We start from the raw sequence: 17,777 nt of genomic DNA, 5'->3' as shown, positions 1-17,777 counted from the left end.
GCGGCGGGCGGTATGCGACGAAGGATGTACGCGCGGGCCGTCGCCACGGCCGACGCGGCCGGCCGGGTCGCACGCGACGCTCTGGACATGGTCATCGGATTCATCATCGGTTGTGAGATCGCGTTCTGGGTCGTGCTCGCCGTGGGGCTGCTGCTGCGGTACCCGCTGCGCCGCCCGCGGGCCGGTGCGGTGGTGCTCGCCGCGGTGCCCGTGGTCGACCTGGTGCTGCTCGTCGCCTGCGCGGCGGACCTGGCCGGCGGCGCCACGGCCGGGTCGCGGCACGCCCTCGCCGCGCTGTACCTGGGGTTCTCCGTCGCGTTCGGGCCGTCCATGGTGCGCTGGGCCGACGCGCGGTTCGCGTACCGCTTCGCCGGTGGCCCGAAACCGGAGAAGCCCGCAGACAAACGGGCACACGAGTGGCGGCTGTTCCGGCTGGCGGCGGTCGCGTGGGCGATCACCTGCGCGCTGCTCGGCGCCGGGATCTGGTGGATCGGGGACCCGGCGCGCACCCTCGCGCTCAAGGCCGGCGCCGGCCAGGTCACGTTCGTGCTGGTCGTCTGGTTCGTGGTGGGGCCACTCTTGACTTCCAACAAAAGCGGGCGTAAACAAAGCACAAGCAAAACGAAACGGCGGTGAAACCACACGATGTACGCCGAAGAACGGCAGCAGGAGATCCTCCGGATCGCCCGCGCGCAGGGCCGGGTCGAGGTCGCCGGCCTCGCCGACGAGCTCAACGTGACGTCGGAGACCATCCGCCGGGACCTCACCATGCTGGAACGGGCCGGGGTCCTGCGCCGGGTGCACGGCGGGGCGATCCCGGTCGAGCGGATCGGGTTCGAGCCCGCCCTGGCGGCCCGCGACGCGGTCCTCATCGAGGAGAAGGAGCGCATCGCCAAGGTCGCGCTCGCCGAGGTGCCCGACGAGGGCGCGATCATCCTCGACGCCGGCACCACCACCGCCCGCCTGGCGCAGCTGCTGCCCGCCGACCGCGAGCTGACCGTCGTGGTCAACTCCCCGGTCATCGCCACCACCCTCGGGATCCGCGCCAACCTCAACGTGCTGCTGCTCGGCGGCCGGGTCCGCGGCAAGACCCTCGCCACCGTCGACGACTGGTCGCTGCGCCCGCTGGCCGACCTGTACGTCGACGTGGCGTTCGTTGGCACCAACGGCATCTCCGTCGAGCGCGGCCTGACCACCCCCGACCCGGCCGAGGCCGCCGTCAAGCGGGCGATGATCCGCGCCGCCCGGCGCACGGTCCTGCTCGCCGACCACACCAAGCTCGGCAACGACTACCTGGCCCGCTTCGGCGAGCTCGCCGACCTGGACCTGCTCATCACCGACACGGTCGCCGACAGCGACCTCGTCGGCGACCTGGAGGCCGCCGGCGTGCGGGTGACCCGCGCATGACCCGCCCGGCGGCCCGCCGTGCGGGCACGGCCACGGGCGCGGGGGTGACCCGCGCATGATCGTCACCGTCACCTTGAACCCGAGCCTCGACCGCGCCGTCGAGGTCGAGGCGCTGACCAGGGGCGAGGTCATCCGCGCCACCGCCGCCCACCTCGACCCGGGCGGCAAGGGCGTCAACGTCTCCCGGGCGCTGCTGGCCAACGGGGTGCCGTCCGTGGCGGTCCTGCCGTGCGGCGGCGACGAGGGCGGCCAGCTCGTCCGCCTGCTCAAGGCCGAAGGGGTCGAGGTCCTCGCGGTCCCGATCACCGGCCGGACCCGCTCCAACATCACCCTCGCCGAGCCCGACGGCACCGTCACCAAGGTCAACGAGCCCGGCCCGGCCATGTTCCGGGCCGAGTTCGACGAGATCACCGACCGGGTCCTGACCCGCGCCGGCAGCGCCGACTGGGTCGTGCTGTGCGGCAGTGTCCCGCCGGGGCTGCCCGACGACGCGTACGCCCAGCTGTGCCGGCGCCTGCGCGCCGCCGGCATCCGGGTCGCCGTCGACACCAGCGGCCCCGCCCTGCGCGAGGCCGCCCTGGCCGGGGCGACCCTGCTCAAGCCCAACCGGGACGAGCTCGCCGAGGTCGTCGGCGTGCCCCTGACCGCCCTCGGCGACGTCGTCGACGCCTGCCAGCAGCTGCGGTCGTGGGGTGCCGGCACGGTGGTGGCGAGCCTCGGCGCCGACGGCGCGGTCCTCGTCGACGCCGACGGGGTCGTCACCGGCACCTGCCCGGTGGCCCGCCCGCGCAGCACCGTCGGCGCCGGCGACGCCCTGCTCGCCGGGTTCCTCGCCGCCGGTGCCCGCGGCGCGGCGGCGCTCGCCGAGGGCCTCGCCTGGGGCGCCGCCGCGGTCAGCCTGCCCGGCAGCCGCATGCCCGGCCCCGCCGACCTGATCCGTCACCACGTCGCCATCCACCCCCGACCGGACCAGCTCCGCCCCCTGCTGCGCTCCGGCCCGCCCTCCTGAAGGAGAACCCCGTGTCGACCTACACCCCGCAGGTCCAAGGCGGTGGCCTCAAGGCCTCCGTGCAACGCGTGGGCGGCTACCTGGCCGCCATGGTCATGCCCAACATCGGCGCCTTCATCGCCTGGGGGCTGATCACCGCCCTGTTCATCCCGACCGGCTGGCTGCCCAACGAGAAGCTCGCCGGGCTGGTCGGCCCGATGATCAGCGTGCTGCTGCCCGTCCTCATCGGGTACACCGGCGGCCGGCTCGTGCACGGCCAGCGCGGCGCGGTCGTCGGCGCCGTCGCCACCATGGGCCTCGTCATCGGCGCCGACGTGCCGATGTTCCTCGGCGCCATGCTCATCGGCCCGCTCACCGCGTACCTCCTCAAGCTCTTCGACGGCCTGGTGGAGAACCGGATCCGTCCCGGCTTCGAGATGCTGGTCGACAACTTCAGCGCCGGCATCGTCGGCGGCGCCATGGCCATCGGCGGCGTCTACGGCATCGGCCCGGTCGTGGAGTGGCTCACCAAGCGGGCCGGCTCCGGCGTCGACTGGCTGGTCGACAAGGACCTGCTGCCGCTGACCTCGGTGCTGGTCGAGCCGGCGAAGGTGCTGTTCCTCAACAACGCCATCAACCACGGCGTGCTCGGCCCGCTCGGCGTCGCCGAGGCCGCCGAAAAGGGCAAGTCCATCCTGTTCATGATCGAGTCGAACCCCGGCCCCGGCCTCGGCCTGCTGCTGGCGTTCATGCTCTTCGGCCCCCGCGCGCTGCGCCCCAGCGTCCCGGCCGCGATCATCGTGCAGTTCCTCGGCGGCATCCACGAGATCTACTTCCCGTACGTGCTGATGAAGCCCAAGCTGATCCTCGCCATGATCGCCGGTGGCGCGGCCGGCGTCGGCACCTTCATGATCACCGGCGCCGGGCTCGTCGCGACCCCGGCACCCGGCAGCATCTTCGCCTACATGGCGGTCACCCCGAAGGGCGGCTACTTCGTCGTGCTGCTCGGCATCGCCATCTCCGCGGCGGTCACCTTCGCCGTCGCCTCGGTGCTGCTGGGCTTCGGCCGCGGCGAGCCACCGGCCACCGAGGACGCCGACGGGGACACCGCCGAGGCCGACACCGCACCCACCCCGGCCCGCCAGGAGGTCTGAGCGCTCATGCCCACCATCAACGGCACCGAGATCAAGAAGGTCGTCGTCGCGTGCGACGCCGGCATGGGCAGCAGCGTCATGCTCGCCAGCACCCTGCGGCGGCAGCTGTCGAAGAGCGCCGTCACCGTCGAGCACACCCCGGTGAACCAGATCCCGTCCGACGCGGACGTCGTCATCTGCCACCAGGGCCTCGCCGCCCGGGCCCGGGTCAGCGCCCCCGACAAGGTGATCGTGCCCATCCAGGTGTTCATCGGCGACCCCGCGGTGACGAAGGTGGTCAACGCCGTCCAGCGCGGCGGTGAGCTCAGTGGCTGACCTGCTGACCGGCGACGCGATCCGGCTCCACGAGCGGGCCGGATCGCGGGACGAGGCGATCCGCCGCTGCGGCGAGGTGCTCGTCGAGGTCGGCGCCGTCGCCCCGGCGTACGTGGACGCGATGCTCGCCCGCGAGCGGAGCATCTCCACCTACGTCGGGGAGGGCGTCGCCATCCCGCACGGCACCCTCAACAGCAAGGAGTCCGTGCGCCGCGACGCCCTCGCGGTGCTGCGCTTCCCCGACGGCGTCGACTGGGACGGCTCCGACGTGCGCGTCTGCGTCGCCATCGCCGCCGCCGGGGACGGCCACGTCGACATCCTCGCCTCCCTCGCCGAGATCCTGATGGACCCCGACCAGGCGGCGCGGCTGCGAGCCGCCACCGACCCCGCCGACGTGCTGGACCTGCTCATCCTGGAGAAGACGTGAAAGTACTGACGTTCCACGCCCCCGGCGACGTGCGCATCGAGGACGCCCCGGAGCCGGCGCCGGGCCCCGCCGACGTGAAGATCCGCGTCCGGGCCTGCTCCACCTGCGGCACCGACGTGAAGATCTTCAACCACGGTCACCACCACATCGTGCCGCCCCGGGTCATGGGCCACGAGATCGCCGGCGAGATCGTCGAGGTCGGCACCGACGTCGCCGGCTGGGCCGCCGGCGACCGGGTCCAGGTGATCGCCGCGATCCCGTGCGGGCGCTGCGGCGAGTGCACCCGCGGCCGGATGACCGTCTGCCCCAACCAGGTGTCGATGGGGTACCACTTCGACGGCGGCTTCGCCGAGTACATGATCGTGCCGCACAACGTGCTGGACGTCGACGGCCTCAACCGCATCCCCGACGGCGTCAGCTACGCCGAGGCGTCCGTCGCCGAGCCCCTCGCCTGCGTCCTCAACGGCCAGAACCTGGCCCGCGTCGGCGACGGCGACGACGTGGTCGTAATCGGCTCCGGCCCGATCGGCTGCCTGCACGTGCGGCTCGCCCGGGCCCGCGGCGCCGCCCGCGTGTTCCTCGTCGACCTCAACCGCGAGCGCCTCGACCTCGCCGCCGGCCTGGTCAACCCCGACGCCGCGATCTGCGGCGCGGAGACCGACGTCGTCGACGCCGTCATGAAGCTCACCGAGGGCCGCGGCGCCGACGTCGTCATCACCGCCGCCGCGTCCGGCGCGGCGCAGGAGCAGGCGCTGCAGATGACCGCCCGGCAGGGCAGAATCAGCTTCTTCGGCGGCCTGCCGAAGGACAAGCCGGTGGTGTCCGTCGACGCCAACGTCGTGCACTACCGGGAGCTCACCATCGTCGGCGCCAACGGCTCCAGCCCGGCCCACAACAAGGAGGCGCTGCGGCTGATCGCATCCGGCGCCGTCCCCGTCGCGGACCTCATCACCCACCGCCTGCCCCTCGCCGACGTCCGCGACGCCTTCGGCATCGTGGCCCGCGGCGAGGCGATCAAGGTCACCATCGAACCGTAGGAGGTCGCGATGCCCACCCGGACCGTCGCCGTCGGCTCCGCCAGCGGCCTGCACGCGCGCCCCGCCGCGCTGTTCGTCGCCGCGGCCGCCGAGCAGCCGGTGCAGGTCACCATCCGTACCGGCGAGAAGAAGCCGGTGCCGGCCCGCAGCATGCTGTCCGTGCTGTCGCTCGGCGCGAAGAAGGGCACCGAGGTGACCCTGGAGGCCGACGGCGACGGTGCCCAGGACGCCGTCGACACCCTCGCCGCGCTCCTGGAGCGGGACCTGGACGCCGAAGATGCCTGAGTCCGAGCTGCGGGGGATCGGGGTCAGCCCGGGACGGGCCGCCGGGCCGGTGTACCGGCTGGCCCCGCCGCCCCCGCTGCCGCCCGCGCCGCCGGTCATCGACATCGCCGCGGAGCGCTCCCGCGCCCGGGCGGCCGTCACCACCGTCACCGCCGAGCTGACCCGCCGCGCCGACGCGGCCGCGGACGCCACCGCCGCGGAGGTCCTGCGCGCCCAGGTGCTCATGGCCGCCGACGAGACGCTCCTGGAGGCCGTCGACACGGCGGTCGACGGCGGCGCCGACGCGCCGCACGCGATCACCGCCGCCCTCGCCGAGCACCGTGCGGCGTTCGAGGCGGCCGGGGGATACCTCGCCGAGCGGGTCAGCGACCTCGACGACCTGCGCGACCGGCTGGTCGCGGCGTGCCTGGGCCTGCCGATGCCCGGGGTGCCGTCGCCCGGCCACCCGTTCGTCCTCGTCGCCCGGGACCTGGCCCCGGCCGACACGGCCGGCCTCGACCCCGCCGTCGTGCTGGGCCTGATCACCGAGGAGGGCGGGCCGACCAGCCACACCGCCATCCTGGCCCGGACCCTCGGCATCCCCGCCGTGGTGCGCTGCGCCGCCGTCATGGACGTCGCGGACGGCGTACGGGTGAGCCTCGACGGCTCGTCCGGCACGGTGCGCACCGGCATCTCCGACGCGTCGGTGCAATCGGTCAACGAGGCGCAGCGGGCGTTGCTGGACCGCCGCGCCGCCTCCTCCGGCCCCGGCGCCACCGCCGACGGCCACCCGGTGGCGCTGCTGGCCAACATCGGCTCGGCCCGCGACCTGCCGGCCGACGTCGAGGGCGTCGGCCTGTTCCGCACCGAGCTGCTGTACCTCGACCGCACCGAGCCGCCGTCGTTCGAGGAGCAGGTGACCGCGTACGGGCAGGTCTTCGCCGCCCTGCCCGGCCGCAAGGTCGTCGTGCGCACCCTCGACGCCGGCGCCGACAAGCCACTGCCGTTCCTGCGCCTGGCCGGCGAGCCGAACCCCGCCCTCGGCATCCGCGGCCTGCGCGTCGCCCGCGCCATGCCGTCGGTCCTGGACACCCAGCTGTCGGCGATCGCCGCCGCGGCCGCCTCCGCCGAGGCCGACGTGTGGGTGATGGCACCCATGGTGGCGACCGCCGCCGAGGCCGCCGCGTTCGCCGCCGCCTGCCGCGAGCACGGCCTGCGCACCGCCGGCGTCATGATCGAGGTCCCGGCCGCCGCGCTGCGCGCCCCGACCGTCCTGCGCGACGTCGACTTCCTCAGCATCGGCACCAACGACCTGAGCCAGTACACCTTCGCCGCCGACCGCATGTGCGGTGACCTCGCCGAGCTGCTCGACCCCTGGCAGCCCGCCCTCATCTCGCTGATCGCCGCGTGCGCGGCCGCGGGCCGCGAGGCCGGCAAGCCGGTCGGCGCCTGCGGCGAGGCGGCCGCCGACCCCGACTTCGCCCTCGTGCTCGTCGGGCTGGGGATCAGCAGCCTGTCGATGGCGGCCCGCAGCATCCCGGCCGTCCGCGAGGCGCTGTCGGCGCACACGTACGACGAGTGCGTCCAGTTCGCCAAGGCCGCCCTTGCCGCCGACACCCCGACGACCGCCAGGGCCGCCGTGCGCCCGTGACCTGGCCGCTCCGGCCCGCCGCCCGGCCACCCCGCCCGCCGTCACGCCGTCCGCGGCCCGGCCACCCCGCCCGCCGTCACGCCACCCGCGGCCCGGACGCCGGGCCGGCGACGGCGGTGGCCACCGCCCCGGCGACCCTGCCGGAGCCGTCGGTCAGCGGGCGCGCGTCGACCAGCACCCGCGCGTCCACCGGCACCGGCGGGCCGGCGCCCGCCCGCGCCGGGGCGAGCGGCACCTCCTGACCGACGACGACCTCGCCGCCCAGCGCCCGCTCGACCGGATGCCCGCCGGCGTCGCCGAACGGGTCCAGGCCCGCGAACCGCACCCCGTTGCGGTGCACGACGCGCCCGCCGGCGTCGCACACGAGCACGGCACACCCGAGGCCGTCGATGATCTGCTCGACCGCCCGCGCCTCCGCCGCCAGCAGCCGGGCCGCGGACCGGTACACCCGCACCGCCACCAGCACCGAGAGCAGCGCCAGCAGGGCCAGGGCGGCCTCGAGGACGGTGCCGGCGGTGCGGTGGGCCGCGGTCGCCGCCGTCTGCGCCCGGTCGACCGCGCCGGCCACGGCGGCGTTCGCGGCGCGCACCTCGTCGAACAGCTCCCGGCCGCGGGCGCTGCGGTCCGCCTCGAGGCCCGGGTGCCCCGGCGGCAGGGCGCTGATCGGCAGTGCCACCTGCGCCAGCCACCGCTGCGCCGCCTGGTCCTGGTCGCGGACGAGGACCCTGGTGTGGTCGTCGGGGGCCGCGCGCAGCGCCGCGTCACGGGCGGCGGGGTAGTCCGACGCGCCGGCGTGGAACGGCCCCAGGAACGCCGGGTCGCCCGTCAGCTGGTAGCCGCGTACGCCGGTCTCGACGTCGGTGAGGTCCTGCAGCAGCCGCTGGTTTGCGCGCTGCGTGTCGGCGATGCGGCGCAGCTGACCGTCGTGCGCGTCGGCGAGGGAGTGGCCGGCGAGGAAGCGGGCCGCGGCCACGCCCAGCAGCACGACGACGAGCCAGGCGAACTGCCGGCGCAGTGCGGCCGCGATCGGTTTCGGCACGCGTGTCACCCCTGCCGCGTCGCCCCCAGGCCCGTTCCACGCTATCGCCCGGGCCGCCGCGGCGCCGGGAAAGCGGCGATTACCGCGGACGGCCCTTCCAGACCGGCGGCTTGCCCAGGCAGTGTGACCAACTCGTCACGCGTCACGCCGGCGACCGTCCCAAGCGACACGTGGCGTACCGCACAGTCGCGGTGCGGCCGGGCGGCGCGGCAAGTCGTTTGCAAGTCGGGCCGGGTTTGCTGGGGCGGTGGCAGAAGACATGCGGCTGGTACGGCGGGTGCCGGCCGGGCGGCGCGCCGTGACCCGGCACGCGCTCGGCGTCTCCGTCGTCGACGAGTTCCTGTTCGACGGGCTCGAGTGGTGGGAGCTCATCGACCCGGCGGACGGGGACGAACAGCCGGCGGCCGCGCTCGCTGCCGTCCGACCGGGGGAAACCATCGTCCGACTGGTCGGACTCGTGGCACCGGGCGGACGCACCGACCTCGCCGTTCAGGTGCTGATCTCGTTGGTGGACGCCCTGCGGGCCGGTCCGGCACGTACGCTCGTCGCGGCGCCTCTGGCGCACGGCGCGGAACTGCTGGAGAAGGCGGGCTTCGGGCCGTTCGGCGACGGGTCGTACGCCGTGGAGCTGTAGCGCGCTCCGCGGCCGAAGGGGAGTTCCGGGAGTTTCGCATCCTGCAGATTCGGATCCTGGGCCCGCTCGAAGTCGTCGGGGAGGGCGGCCCGGTCGACACCGGCACCCCGAAGCAGCGCGCCGTGCTGGCGATGCTGACGATGCAGCCCGGCCGGACCGTGTCGGTGCAGCGGCTGATCGACGAGCTGTGGGCCGACGAGCCGCCGGAGCGGGCGATCGCCTCCCTGCAGGCGTACGTCTCCCGCCTCCGCCGCGCCCTGGAGCCCGGCCGCACGGCCCGCGACCGCTCGACCGTGCTCGTCAGCCGCGCGCCCGGGTACCAGCTGATGGTGCCGGCCGGCGCGGTCGACGCCGCCCGGTTCGCCGCGGCGGTCGAGCAGGCGCGCACCGGCACCGACCCGGCCGAGGCGCTGCGGGTGCTCACCGACGCGCTGCAGCTGTGGCGCGCCGACCCGCTGCCCGAGCTGGGCGACTCGGCCCTCGCCCGCGCCGAGCGGGGCCGCCTGCAGGAGCTGCGGCTCATCGCCGTCGAGGAGCGGTCCGAGGCCCTGCTGCGCCTGGGCCGGGCCGCCGAGGTGGCGTACCTGAGCGAGAGCGCGCTCGCCGAGGCCCCGTACCGGGAGCGGCTGTGGGGGCAGCTGATGCTCGCCCTGTACCGCTCGGGACGGCAGGCCGAGGCCCTGGCGGCGTACGGCCGGGCCCGCGCGGGACTCGTCGACGAGCTGGGCATCGAGCCCGGCCCGGCGCTGCAGCAGCTGGAGCAGGACATCCTGCGCCAGGCCCCGCACCTGACGGCCCCCGGCGGGCCGGGACCGGGTCACGGACCGGCGGGTGGGCAGCCACCGGGCGCGACGATCCGCCCCGCCGTCACCGACATTTCCGAAATGTCCGGCGAAGGAGCGGCAGCGCGGGGAACCGGCGGCGGAACGGTCGGCGGCGCAGTCAACGGAGGGGTCACCGGCGGCGCGGTCAGCGGAGGGGCCGGCGGCGCGGTCAGCGGAGGGGCCGGCGGCGCGGTCAGCGGCGGGGGCGCCCAGGACCACGAAGACAGCGGCCTCGTCGGCCGGGACCGTGAGCTGCGCACCGTCGATGAGCTCCTCCAGGCCACCAGCACCGGCCGCGGCCGGCTGCTGCTCGTCTCCGGCAGCCCTGGCATCGGCAAGTCGGCCCTGCTCACCGAGCTCGCCGCGCGGGCCGCCGCCAGGAACACCCTCGTCGGCACCGGCACCGGGGTCGACGGGGAGGCGCCGCCGGTGTTCCTGCCCTGGGCGCAGATCCTGCGGGCCATCGCCGGCACCCCCGACGCGGCGGAGGCCCTCGCGGTCGCGTTCGCGCCGTACGGCAACCTGCCCGCCGTGCTGGACCCGACGCTGTCGGAGGCGCTGCCCCTGCCGGCCGCCGAGCGCCTCGCCGACCCGGAGCTGGCCAGGTCACGGCTCTACCAGGGCATCGTCGACGGGCTGTCCCGGCTCGCCACCCAGCGGCCGCTGGTGCTCGTCGTCGACGACGCGCACTGGCTGGACGCGCCGTCCACGGTGCTGCTCACCATGTTCGCCAAGGCGGTGCGGCGCGGCAGGGTGCTGCTCGCGGTCGGGTACCGGGAGGCCGAGCTGGCCCCGGACGCGCCCCTCGCGGGCGCGCTCGGCGAACTGCTCGCCGACCCGTCGGCGGTGCGGCTGCCGCTGCAGGGCCTCGGCGCGGACGGGATCGCCGCCCTCGCCCGCGAGGTGACCGGCGACGACGTGCCGGAGCAGACGGTGGCGATGCTGCTGGACCGCACCGGCGGCAACCCGTTCTTCGTGGTGGAGCTGCTGCGGGTCCTGGTCGCCGAGCACACCCTGGCGCCGGAGCACGTGCCGGTGCGGGTGCAGGAAGTGGTCCGCCGCCGGCTGGCGAAGCTGCCCGGCCAGGTCAACGCAGTCATCGCCGTCGCGTCGGTGCTGGGGCGCGACGTGTCGGTGCCGGTGCTGCGCGAGGTCGTGCAGATCGACGAGCTGGCGCTGTTCGACACGCTCGACACCGCCGTGGTCAGCGGGATCCTGACCGCGACCGACGACCCGGGGCTGCTGCGGTTCTCCCACGACCTGGTGCGGCAGACCGCGTACCTGGACCAGGGGCCGCTGCGGCGGGCCAGGCTGCACGCCAGGGCGGCGCAGGCGCTGCGGGACACCGGGCTGGCCACGGTGCCGGAGCTGGCCGCGCACCTGCGGGCCGCGCTGCCGGTGCTGTCGCCGTTCGACGTGGTGCCGGCGCTGGTCGAGGCGGCCGGCGAGGCGTACGAGCAGACCGCCCACGAGCAGGCCTCGGCGCTGCTGGAGGAGGCGGTCGGCGTGCTGCACCGCGCGCCGGCGGGCGAGCGGCGCGACGTCGCGGAGCTGGACCTGCGGATCCGGCTGGCGTACATGCACCAGGCGACCGACGGCTACCTGGCGCCGTTCGTGGCCGCCCAGTACGCGGCGATGGAGCCGCTGCTGGTCCGGCTGCGTGGCCGGCCGGTGCTGGACATCCTGCCGGCGCTGTGGGGGTACGCGTCGTTCCACACCGCGTCGGGTGACGTGGCGCGGGCGGTCGCGATGGCCCGCTCGGCGAGCGAGCACGGCAGCACCGACCCGTGGGCGTCGATCGTCGCGGAGGTGCACGAGGGCGCGGCCGCGCTCGCGGTGCTGGACCTGCTCAAGGCCCGCGACTGCTTCGTCACGGCGCTGGCCGCGCTGCCCGGCGGTGACCTGCCGGACTTCCCGATCGCGAACTGGGACCCGGTGATCGGCGCACAGGCGCCCGCGGCGATGGTGTGCGGCATGCTCGGCGACCACGACACGGCCGCCCGGCACCTGCGGGCGGCGCGGGAGCGGGCGACGCGGGTCGGCGAGCCGTTCCTGGAGATGTACGTCAGCCACTACGCCGCGTCGGTGGCCGCCGACCGGTACGACGCGCCGGCGACCGCGACGGCGGCCCGGGCCACGCTGCGGTTCGCTGAGCGGGGCGGGCACCTGGAGTACCAGGCGATGTCGGCGATCCTGCTCGGCTGGGCCGAGGTGCGCGCCGGCGACGAGCGCGGGCTGGACCGCATCGTGCGGGGGCGCACCCACCTGGGCGAGGCGATGCGCCGGTTCGGCCGGCTGGAGGCGCTGCACGCCGACGCCTGCCTCACGCTGGGCCGGGTCGAGGAGGCGGCGGCGATCGCCACGAAGGCGCTCGACGGTGGCCTGCCGGGGCAGACCGGGTTCGCCGAGCCGGACCTGCGCCGGGTCCACGCCCTGGCGACCGGTGCGGTGGACGAGGCCGAGGAGGCCGTGCGGGTCGCCCGGAAGCTGCACTACGCCGGCGCGGAGGCCCGCGCCGAGGCGGCGGTCGAAACGCTGGCGTAGCGGCCGCCGCCCAGGCGGCGGCCGCTACCACTCACTTACTCGATCAACCGCCGATCAGCAGGCCGTAGTCGGCCATCGCCATGGCGATGTCGGACTGCGCCCAGAACCGGTGGAAGGTGAACGTCGGCGCGGGGCCGGTCCCGTTCAGGTAGGCCTGCACGGCCGGCCAGTTCGGGTCGTTCTTGTAGAAGGAACGGGTGTCCAGGAAGGACTTGCCGGCGGCGATCACGTCACCGTTGGGCATGACGCCGTTGAACGTGGCCGGGATGTACAGCCCCTGCTGGTTGGTCGAGGACCAGATGTCGTCGAAGCGGTTGTAGTCGTTGCGGGTCTCCGGGATGCCGACGCCCTTGCTGTCGGTGTGCAGCCAGATGCCGTCGAGCAGCTTCTTCGCCGTGGTCTTCGCCGCCGCGTTGTCGGCCTTCGCGCCGTAGTACGTCAGCAGGCGGGCGTAGGCGGCGGCGATGCCGACGTCGGTGCCGGAGCTGACGACCGAGACGTGCAGGTTGGTGTTGGCGGCCGGGCTGGCCGGGTTCCAGGTGGCCGGGGCGCCGGTCCACTGCAGGGTGTCCGGGATCTTGAAATCGCCGTTCGCGGTGAACGTCGTGTTCGCGATGGCCCAGGCGACCCACTTGTCGAGCATGGTCTTGGCCTTGGCGTCACCGGTCGCGTAGTAGTACTCCGCGACCCGCTCCACCGACCACGCCTGGAAGCCGAACCACTGGTTGGACGGCGGGTCGTGGTAGACCGGCTTCTCGTCGTAGAACATGCCGTAGAAGGTCGGCGTGCCGGCCGGCGGCGCCGAGTAGTTGCCGTTGTAGCTGTTCGTCGCACCACCGGCGAACGCGCCCTCGGCGGACTGCAGCCACTGGTAGAACTCGAGCTGCCGGCCGAGGCTGGTCTGCCAGTCGCCCTTCGCCGTGGGGGAGCGCGGCGCGAAGCCGCTGACGTTGGACAGCACGTAGGCCGCGAGCGGGTTCTGGTAGCCCTGGTGGTTGTGGCTGGAGCCGATGCGCCACGACCACTGGCCGCCCGCGTCGCCGCCCCACGCGTAGTACCAGTTCAGCAGGTACGCCGCGGAGTCCTTGCCGGTGCCGGCCGCGCAGGCCGTCGAGGTGCAGCCCGGCTTCTTGAAGTACTTGTCGTACATCGCGTAGCGCAGGTAGTCACCCATCTTCGCGGCCTTCGCCACGACCGCCGCCACGTCGGCGGCCTTGCCCTGCGCGGTCGCCCACTGGTTCGCCCAGTACGCGGCCTGGATGGCGCGCGCGTCGGCGTCGGGGGCGTTGGTGTAGCGCCACTGCTTGGCCGGGGTGCCGTCGATGAACAGCGGCAGGAAGCCGCCGTTGGCCTTGGCACCGAAGCGGAAGTCCTCACAGGACGGGTGGGCGACGGTCTCCCACACCGACTCCTGCGGGCCGCGCTGGTAGGTGTTGATGTACGACACCGTCGAGCCGGCCTGCGGGGTGCACGAGCTGAAGCCGTACGTGTTGTCCACGTCCAGCAGCCAGTGCATGCCGTAGACGTCGGTGTTGCCGTAGGTGGAGGTCAGCTCCTGGTACAGCGGGTCGACACCCACCTTCACCGACGAGTCGAGGTGGCCGCCCTGCTGCGGGTACAGGCTGGGCTGCCCGGCCTCGGGCGCGTAGTCGGCCGGGTCGTTGGCGTTGTAGCCACCGGTCGGCTGGTTCGCGTGGGTCGGGATGATGTACTTCTCCATCGTGTCCCAGGCCTTGTTGAACGGGGCCCAGTCCTGCTTCACGCGGCCGTACTGCGCCTCCAGCCACAGCCAGAAGCTGAACGCCTCGGACGTCGTCTCGTGACCCCAGTCCGGTGCCTCGACGACGAGCGTCTCGACCGAGTGGTAGGGCACGCCCTCCGGGGAGAAGTACCCGTTGCTGTGCAGCTTCTGGTACTGCTCGAGGAAGCGCTGCACGTAGACGCCGCCGGCGACGTCGTCATCGCTCTCGTTCGCCGGCACCGCCGCCGAGGCCCAGCCGCTGGCGGTCAGGTTGATCGTGGCGGCGCCGTTGGTGGTGTCCGTGTCCTGGGCGGCGGCGACGGTCACGACCTGCGCCACGTTCCAGTTCGAGGCGGTGAACGTCAGCGAGGCGGGGCTCGCCGTGATGTCGGTGTCGCCGGTACGGGCGACCGCCACCGTCACGTTCGCCGTGGGTGCCTGGTTGAGCTTGACCGACAGCGCGGTCGAGCCGCCCTCCGGCACCGTCAGCGGCGACGGCGTGGCCACGATCGACGGCCCGACGAACGGGTCGACGAAGACCGGCACCGCCGTGGACGTGGTCACCGCGCCCTTGCTGTCGTAGGCCTTGGCCTGCAGCTGGTACGCGGCGGTCTGGCTCGGCACGCCCGTCCACGTGTAGTTGTACGGGGAGGTCGTGTCGGTGCCCAGCAGCAGGCCGTCGTGGTAGAACTCGACCTTGGCGATCGAGTCACCGGCGTCGGGGTCCGAGGCGGTGGCGGTGATCGGGATCGACGCCGGCGCCGTGTAGCGGGTGTTGGCGGCCGGCGCGGTGATGGCCACCGACGGCGACTGGTTCGGCCCGGTGCAGGCGACGCCGTTGAGCGAGAAGCTCGTCGGGTCCACGTTCGTGCCGCTGTAGCTGGCGTTGAAGCCCGGGTTGACGGTCCCGTTGCTCGGCAGGCTGCCGTTCCAGGGCGCGTTGCGGATCGTGACCTGGCTGCCGGACTGGGTGAAGTCGCCGTTCCAGCTCTGCTGCAGCCGCTGGTTGCCGGCGAACGTCCAGCTGACGTTCCAGCTGGACAGCGGGTCGCCGAGGTTCTTCACGATCAGGTCGCCGGTGAAACCGTTCGACCATTGGCTGCGGACTGAATAGGTGACCGAACAGCCGGTGGCGGCGTGTGCGATCCCGGCCGGCAGGGCGAACAGCGAGCCGGCGGCCAGCAGGCCGACGGACGCCGTTCGTAGCCAGCGGTGTTTCCGGGTGGTCATGGTGTGGGGTGCTCCTCGTGAAAGTTTCTGGGCGGGGAAAGGGCACGCCACAGCGCGACGGCGTTGGTGCTCAAGCCAGTCGCTGCGTGTGCCCCGTCGGCTCCCAGACGCGAGGTGGCGCTGATTCTGGCATGGGAGCGCTCCCGGGACAAGCGCCCGAATTTGACCTATGGTCGCGACGGCTATCGATCCACCTGGAGGTGATGCCCACCCTTTTCGCGGCTCCCATCGCGAACCAAGGGTGCGGCGGACGGCGTCTGCAGCGCCGCCGCCGCGCCCACCCGTTTTGTGTTAGTTCTCCGTCATACGGGTTAGAGGATCTTTCTCCGACGAAGGGAAAGGGGATCGTCATGACCCGTCCGATCGCGGACCTCGACCAGCACCCGGACATCCTCGAGCTGCGAGCCCGCTACGACCGCGCGGCGGAGACGCCGACCGCGCACGTCACCGACGGCGGGCTGATGCTCGCCGGGCTCTACCTCGCGCTGTCACCGTGGATCATCGGGTTCGCAGGCATCGAGAGCGACCTCGCGGTCAACAACTTCATCTGCGGGGCGGTCGTCGTCGCGCTCGCCGCCGGGTTCACCGTCGCCTACGGCCGCACGCACGGCCTGACCTGGGTGCCGGTGGTGATCGGCGTGTGGACGTTCGTCGCGCCATGGGTGATCGAGGGTGCGCGCCCGAGCGGTGGCGCCATCGCCAACAACATCGTCATCAGTCTGGTCGTCATCGCGTTGGGCCTGCTGACGATGCGCCTGCTGGGGATGCGCGACGCCCGCGGTGGTGAGCGTCGCGACAACCGGTAACCACCCGGATTCCCAACGTCACCACTGGTCACATCGGGGTGAATTCTTCCCGGGGAGCCATGCGCCGCACCGGAAGACTGGCTAGACATCAGACGTGAACCGTGACAGCCGGCTGCCGGCCCTCACCGGCCTGCGCTGGGCGGCGGCGCTCATCGTGTTCGGCCAGCACACCCTGGAGCTGTTCTACGACCCGGATCTGGTCGCGCCGCGACCGGTCCGGGCCGTGGTGTGGGGCCTGCTGGTCAACGGCGGCGCGATCGGGGTGTCGTTCTTCTTCGTGCTGTCCGGCTTCGTGCTGACCTGGTCGACGCGGGACCCCGCCCGTCCCGGGCCGGCCCGGGCCTTCTGGTGGCGGCGGTTCAGCAAGATCTACCCGGCGACGCTGGTCACCACGCTCGCCGCCCTGCTCGTCGTGGGCGGCGCCGGCCCGGTCCAGCTCGCGGCGCACCTCACCCTCACCCAGACCTGGTTCCCGCACGCGACGGTGTTCGGCGCCCTCAACCCGGTCAGCTGGTCGCTGTCCTGCGAGGCGTTCTTCTACCTGTGCTTCCCGCTGCTGCTGCGGGCGCTGCACCGGCTGCGCCCCGGCGGCCTGTGGGCCGTCGCCGCCGCCCTGACCGGTTCCGTCCTGGCGACCGGGGTCCTGCTCACCCTGGCCGGGCGGCCGCTGGCGCTGTGGCTCGGGTACATGTTCCCGCCGGTCCGCATGGCCGAGTTCACTCTCGGTGTCGTGCTCGCGCTGCTCGTGCGCGCCGGCGCGTGGCGCGGCCCCGGCCTGCGCTGGTCGTTCGTCCTCGTCGGCACCGGCGCCGCCGCCGCGCTCACGGTGCCCTACCCGCTCAACCAGCACGCCCTGACCCTCGTGCCGGTCGCGTTCGTCGTCGCCGCGGCCGCCCGGGCCGACCTGGACGGCGTGCCGACCGTGTGGACCCGGCCGCTGCTGCGCTACCTCGGCGAGGTATCCTTCGCCTTCTACCTCGTGCACTACCTGACGTACCTGAGCTACGAACGGCTCGGGCTGCTGCCGCACCACGCCGACCCGCTGGTCGCCGCGCTGACCACGGTCTCGGTGTTCTCGATCAGCCTGCTGGCGGCGATGGCCGTCTACCACCTCGTCGAGCTGCCCGCCCTGCGGGCGCTGCGCCGCCGGCCCGCCGGTGACCCGCCGGGCTCGGCCGGTCTGCCCGGCTCAGCCGGTCTGCCCGTCGATGGCCTGCCGAAGCAGGTCGGCGTGGCCGTTGTGCCGGGCGTACTCCTGGATGAGGTGCAGGTGGACGGCCCGCAGCGACATCGGCCCCCGCTGGGGGTCGTCGAACGCGTCGTCCAGCTGCGCGGCGGCGACCACGAGCCGTGAGGACTGCCACTGCGCCAGCAGCGCGGCATGGTCGGCCTCCGCGGTGGCCGGGTCGGCCTCGTCGAAGGCGGCGTCCTTCGCGTCGTCCCGCCGGTACAGCCACGGCACCGCCGTGCCGCGGAAGCGGTGGTGGAACCACTCCCGCTCCACGTCGGTGACGTGCCGCAGCAGACCCAGCAGCGACAGCGTCGACGGGGGACAGGCCCGCAGGGCGAGCTGCTCGCCGGTCAGGCCGGTGCACTTGCCGACGAGCACGGCCCGCTGCCAGTCGAGGAACCCGGCCAGCAGGGTCCGCTCGTCGGCGACCAGCGAACCTCCGAACGGTGGCGCCGCCGGCGCGATCCACGTCATGTGTGGATCAT

At 73.8% G+C, this 17,777-nt stretch carries 15 protein-coding genes and 1 pseudogene; 13 read left to right on the top strand and 3 right to left on the bottom strand.

The window, feature by feature from the left end:
• Window positions 1-87: 87 nt before the first annotated feature.
• The 9 genes from OP18_RS39250 to ptsP are packed head-to-tail and all read left to right on the top strand — an operon-like array spanning window position 88 to window position 7,243.
• Window positions 88-636, top strand: a complete 549-nt coding sequence (locus tag OP18_RS39250; RefSeq protein ID WP_033364287.1) for a hypothetical protein — start codon at window positions 88-90, stop codon at window positions 634-636.
• A gap of 9 nt (window positions 637-645) precedes the next feature.
• On the top strand, window positions 646-1,407 hold the full coding sequence (locus tag OP18_RS39245) for a DeoR/GlpR family DNA-binding transcription regulator (RefSeq protein WP_033364263.1): 762 nt from the start codon (window positions 646-648) through the stop codon (window positions 1,405-1,407).
• Window positions 1,408-1,462: 55 nt separating this feature from the next.
• Window positions 1,463-2,416, top strand: a complete 954-nt coding sequence (gene pfkB, locus OP18_RS39240) for a 1-phosphofructokinase (RefSeq protein WP_033364262.1) — start codon at window positions 1,463-1,465, stop codon at window positions 2,414-2,416.
• A gap of 11 nt (window positions 2,417-2,427) precedes the next feature.
• Window positions 2,428-3,549, top strand: coding sequence for a mannitol-specific PTS transporter subunit IIC (gene mtlA, locus OP18_RS39235; protein ID WP_033364261.1), 1,122 nt, complete (start codon window positions 2,428-2,430; stop codon window positions 3,547-3,549).
• Between the two features lie 6 nt (window positions 3,550-3,555).
• A complete protein-coding gene (locus OP18_RS61230; RefSeq protein WP_033364260.1) occupies window positions 3,556-3,864 on the top strand; it encodes a PTS sugar transporter subunit IIBC family protein in 309 nt (102 codons plus the stop codon).
• Complete coding sequence (locus OP18_RS39225) at window positions 3,857-4,291, top strand: PTS mannitol transporter subunit IIA (protein WP_033364259.1); 435 nt, start codon at window positions 3,857-3,859, stop codon at window positions 4,289-4,291. The genes OP18_RS61230 and OP18_RS39225 overlap by 8 nt, the downstream gene beginning before the upstream one ends.
• Window positions 4,288-5,328 (top strand): zinc-dependent dehydrogenase, encoded by a 1,041-nt coding sequence (locus tag OP18_RS39220; RefSeq protein ID WP_033364258.1) that lies wholly within the window; start codon window positions 4,288-4,290, stop codon window positions 5,326-5,328. Before OP18_RS39225 ends, OP18_RS39220 begins: the two co-directional genes overlap by 4 nt.
• Window positions 5,329-5,337: 9 nt before the next feature.
• Window positions 5,338-5,613, top strand: a complete 276-nt coding sequence (locus OP18_RS39215; protein WP_033364257.1) for an HPr family phosphocarrier protein — start codon at window positions 5,338-5,340, stop codon at window positions 5,611-5,613.
• Complete coding sequence (gene ptsP, locus OP18_RS39210) at window positions 5,606-7,243, top strand: phosphoenolpyruvate--protein phosphotransferase (protein ID WP_033364256.1); 1,638 nt, start codon at window positions 5,606-5,608, stop codon at window positions 7,241-7,243. Before OP18_RS39215 ends, ptsP begins: the two co-directional genes overlap by 8 nt.
• Window positions 7,244-7,319: 76 nt before the next feature.
• Here ptsP and OP18_RS39205 read toward each other — a convergent pair whose 3' ends face one another.
• Window positions 7,320-8,282: a CHASE3 domain-containing protein gene (locus OP18_RS39205; RefSeq protein ID WP_033364255.1), complete on the bottom strand. Its 963-nt coding sequence runs from the start codon at window positions 8,280-8,282 to the stop codon at window positions 7,320-7,322.
• A gap of 247 nt (window positions 8,283-8,529) precedes the next feature.
• On the opposite strand from OP18_RS39205, the gene OP18_RS39200 reads away from it, so the two are divergent.
• Together OP18_RS39200 and OP18_RS39195 are read left to right on the top strand one after the other, a co-directional pair.
• On the top strand, window positions 8,530-8,916 hold the full coding sequence (locus OP18_RS39200) for a hypothetical protein (protein WP_156090106.1): 387 nt from the start codon (window positions 8,530-8,532) through the stop codon (window positions 8,914-8,916).
• A 38-nt stretch (window positions 8,917-8,954) separates the two neighbouring features.
• On the top strand, window positions 8,955-12,284 hold the full coding sequence (locus OP18_RS39195; protein WP_281179561.1) for an ATP-binding protein: 3,330 nt from the start codon (window positions 8,955-8,957) through the stop codon (window positions 12,282-12,284).
• Window positions 12,285-12,327: 43 nt separating this feature from the next.
• Here the strand turns inward: OP18_RS39195 and OP18_RS39190 are convergent, their stop codons facing one another.
• Complete coding sequence (locus tag OP18_RS39190; protein WP_033364252.1) at window positions 12,328-15,255, bottom strand: glycoside hydrolase family 48 protein; 2,928 nt, start codon at window positions 15,253-15,255, stop codon at window positions 12,328-12,330.
• A 350-nt stretch (window positions 15,256-15,605) separates the two neighbouring features.
• On the opposite strand from OP18_RS39190, the gene OP18_RS39185 reads away from it, so the two are divergent.
• Together OP18_RS39185 and OP18_RS61225 are read left to right on the top strand one after the other, a co-directional pair.
• Window positions 15,606-16,061 (top strand): SPW repeat protein, encoded by a 456-nt coding sequence (locus OP18_RS39185; RefSeq protein ID WP_033364251.1) that lies wholly within the window; start codon window positions 15,606-15,608, stop codon window positions 16,059-16,061.
• 94 nt (window positions 16,062-16,155) lie between these two features.
• Window positions 16,156-17,145: pseudogene (locus OP18_RS61225) on the top strand (acyltransferase family protein); the annotation flags it as partial.
• A gap of 105 nt (window positions 17,146-17,250) precedes the next feature.
• On the opposite strand, the gene OP18_RS56000 reads toward OP18_RS61225, so the two are convergent.
• On the bottom strand, window positions 17,251-17,766 hold the full coding sequence (locus tag OP18_RS56000; RefSeq protein WP_033364250.1) for a DinB family protein: 516 nt from the start codon (window positions 17,764-17,766) through the stop codon (window positions 17,251-17,253).
• Between the last annotated feature and the right edge of the window lie 11 nt (window positions 17,767-17,777).

Source organism: Dactylosporangium aurantiacum, assembly GCF_000716715.1.
Taxonomy (GTDB): Bacteria; Actinomycetota; Actinomycetes; order Mycobacteriales; family Micromonosporaceae; genus Dactylosporangium; species Dactylosporangium aurantiacum.
Note: the sequence above shows the minus strand (reverse complement) of the source record. Positions and strands in the feature narration are given on the sequence as shown.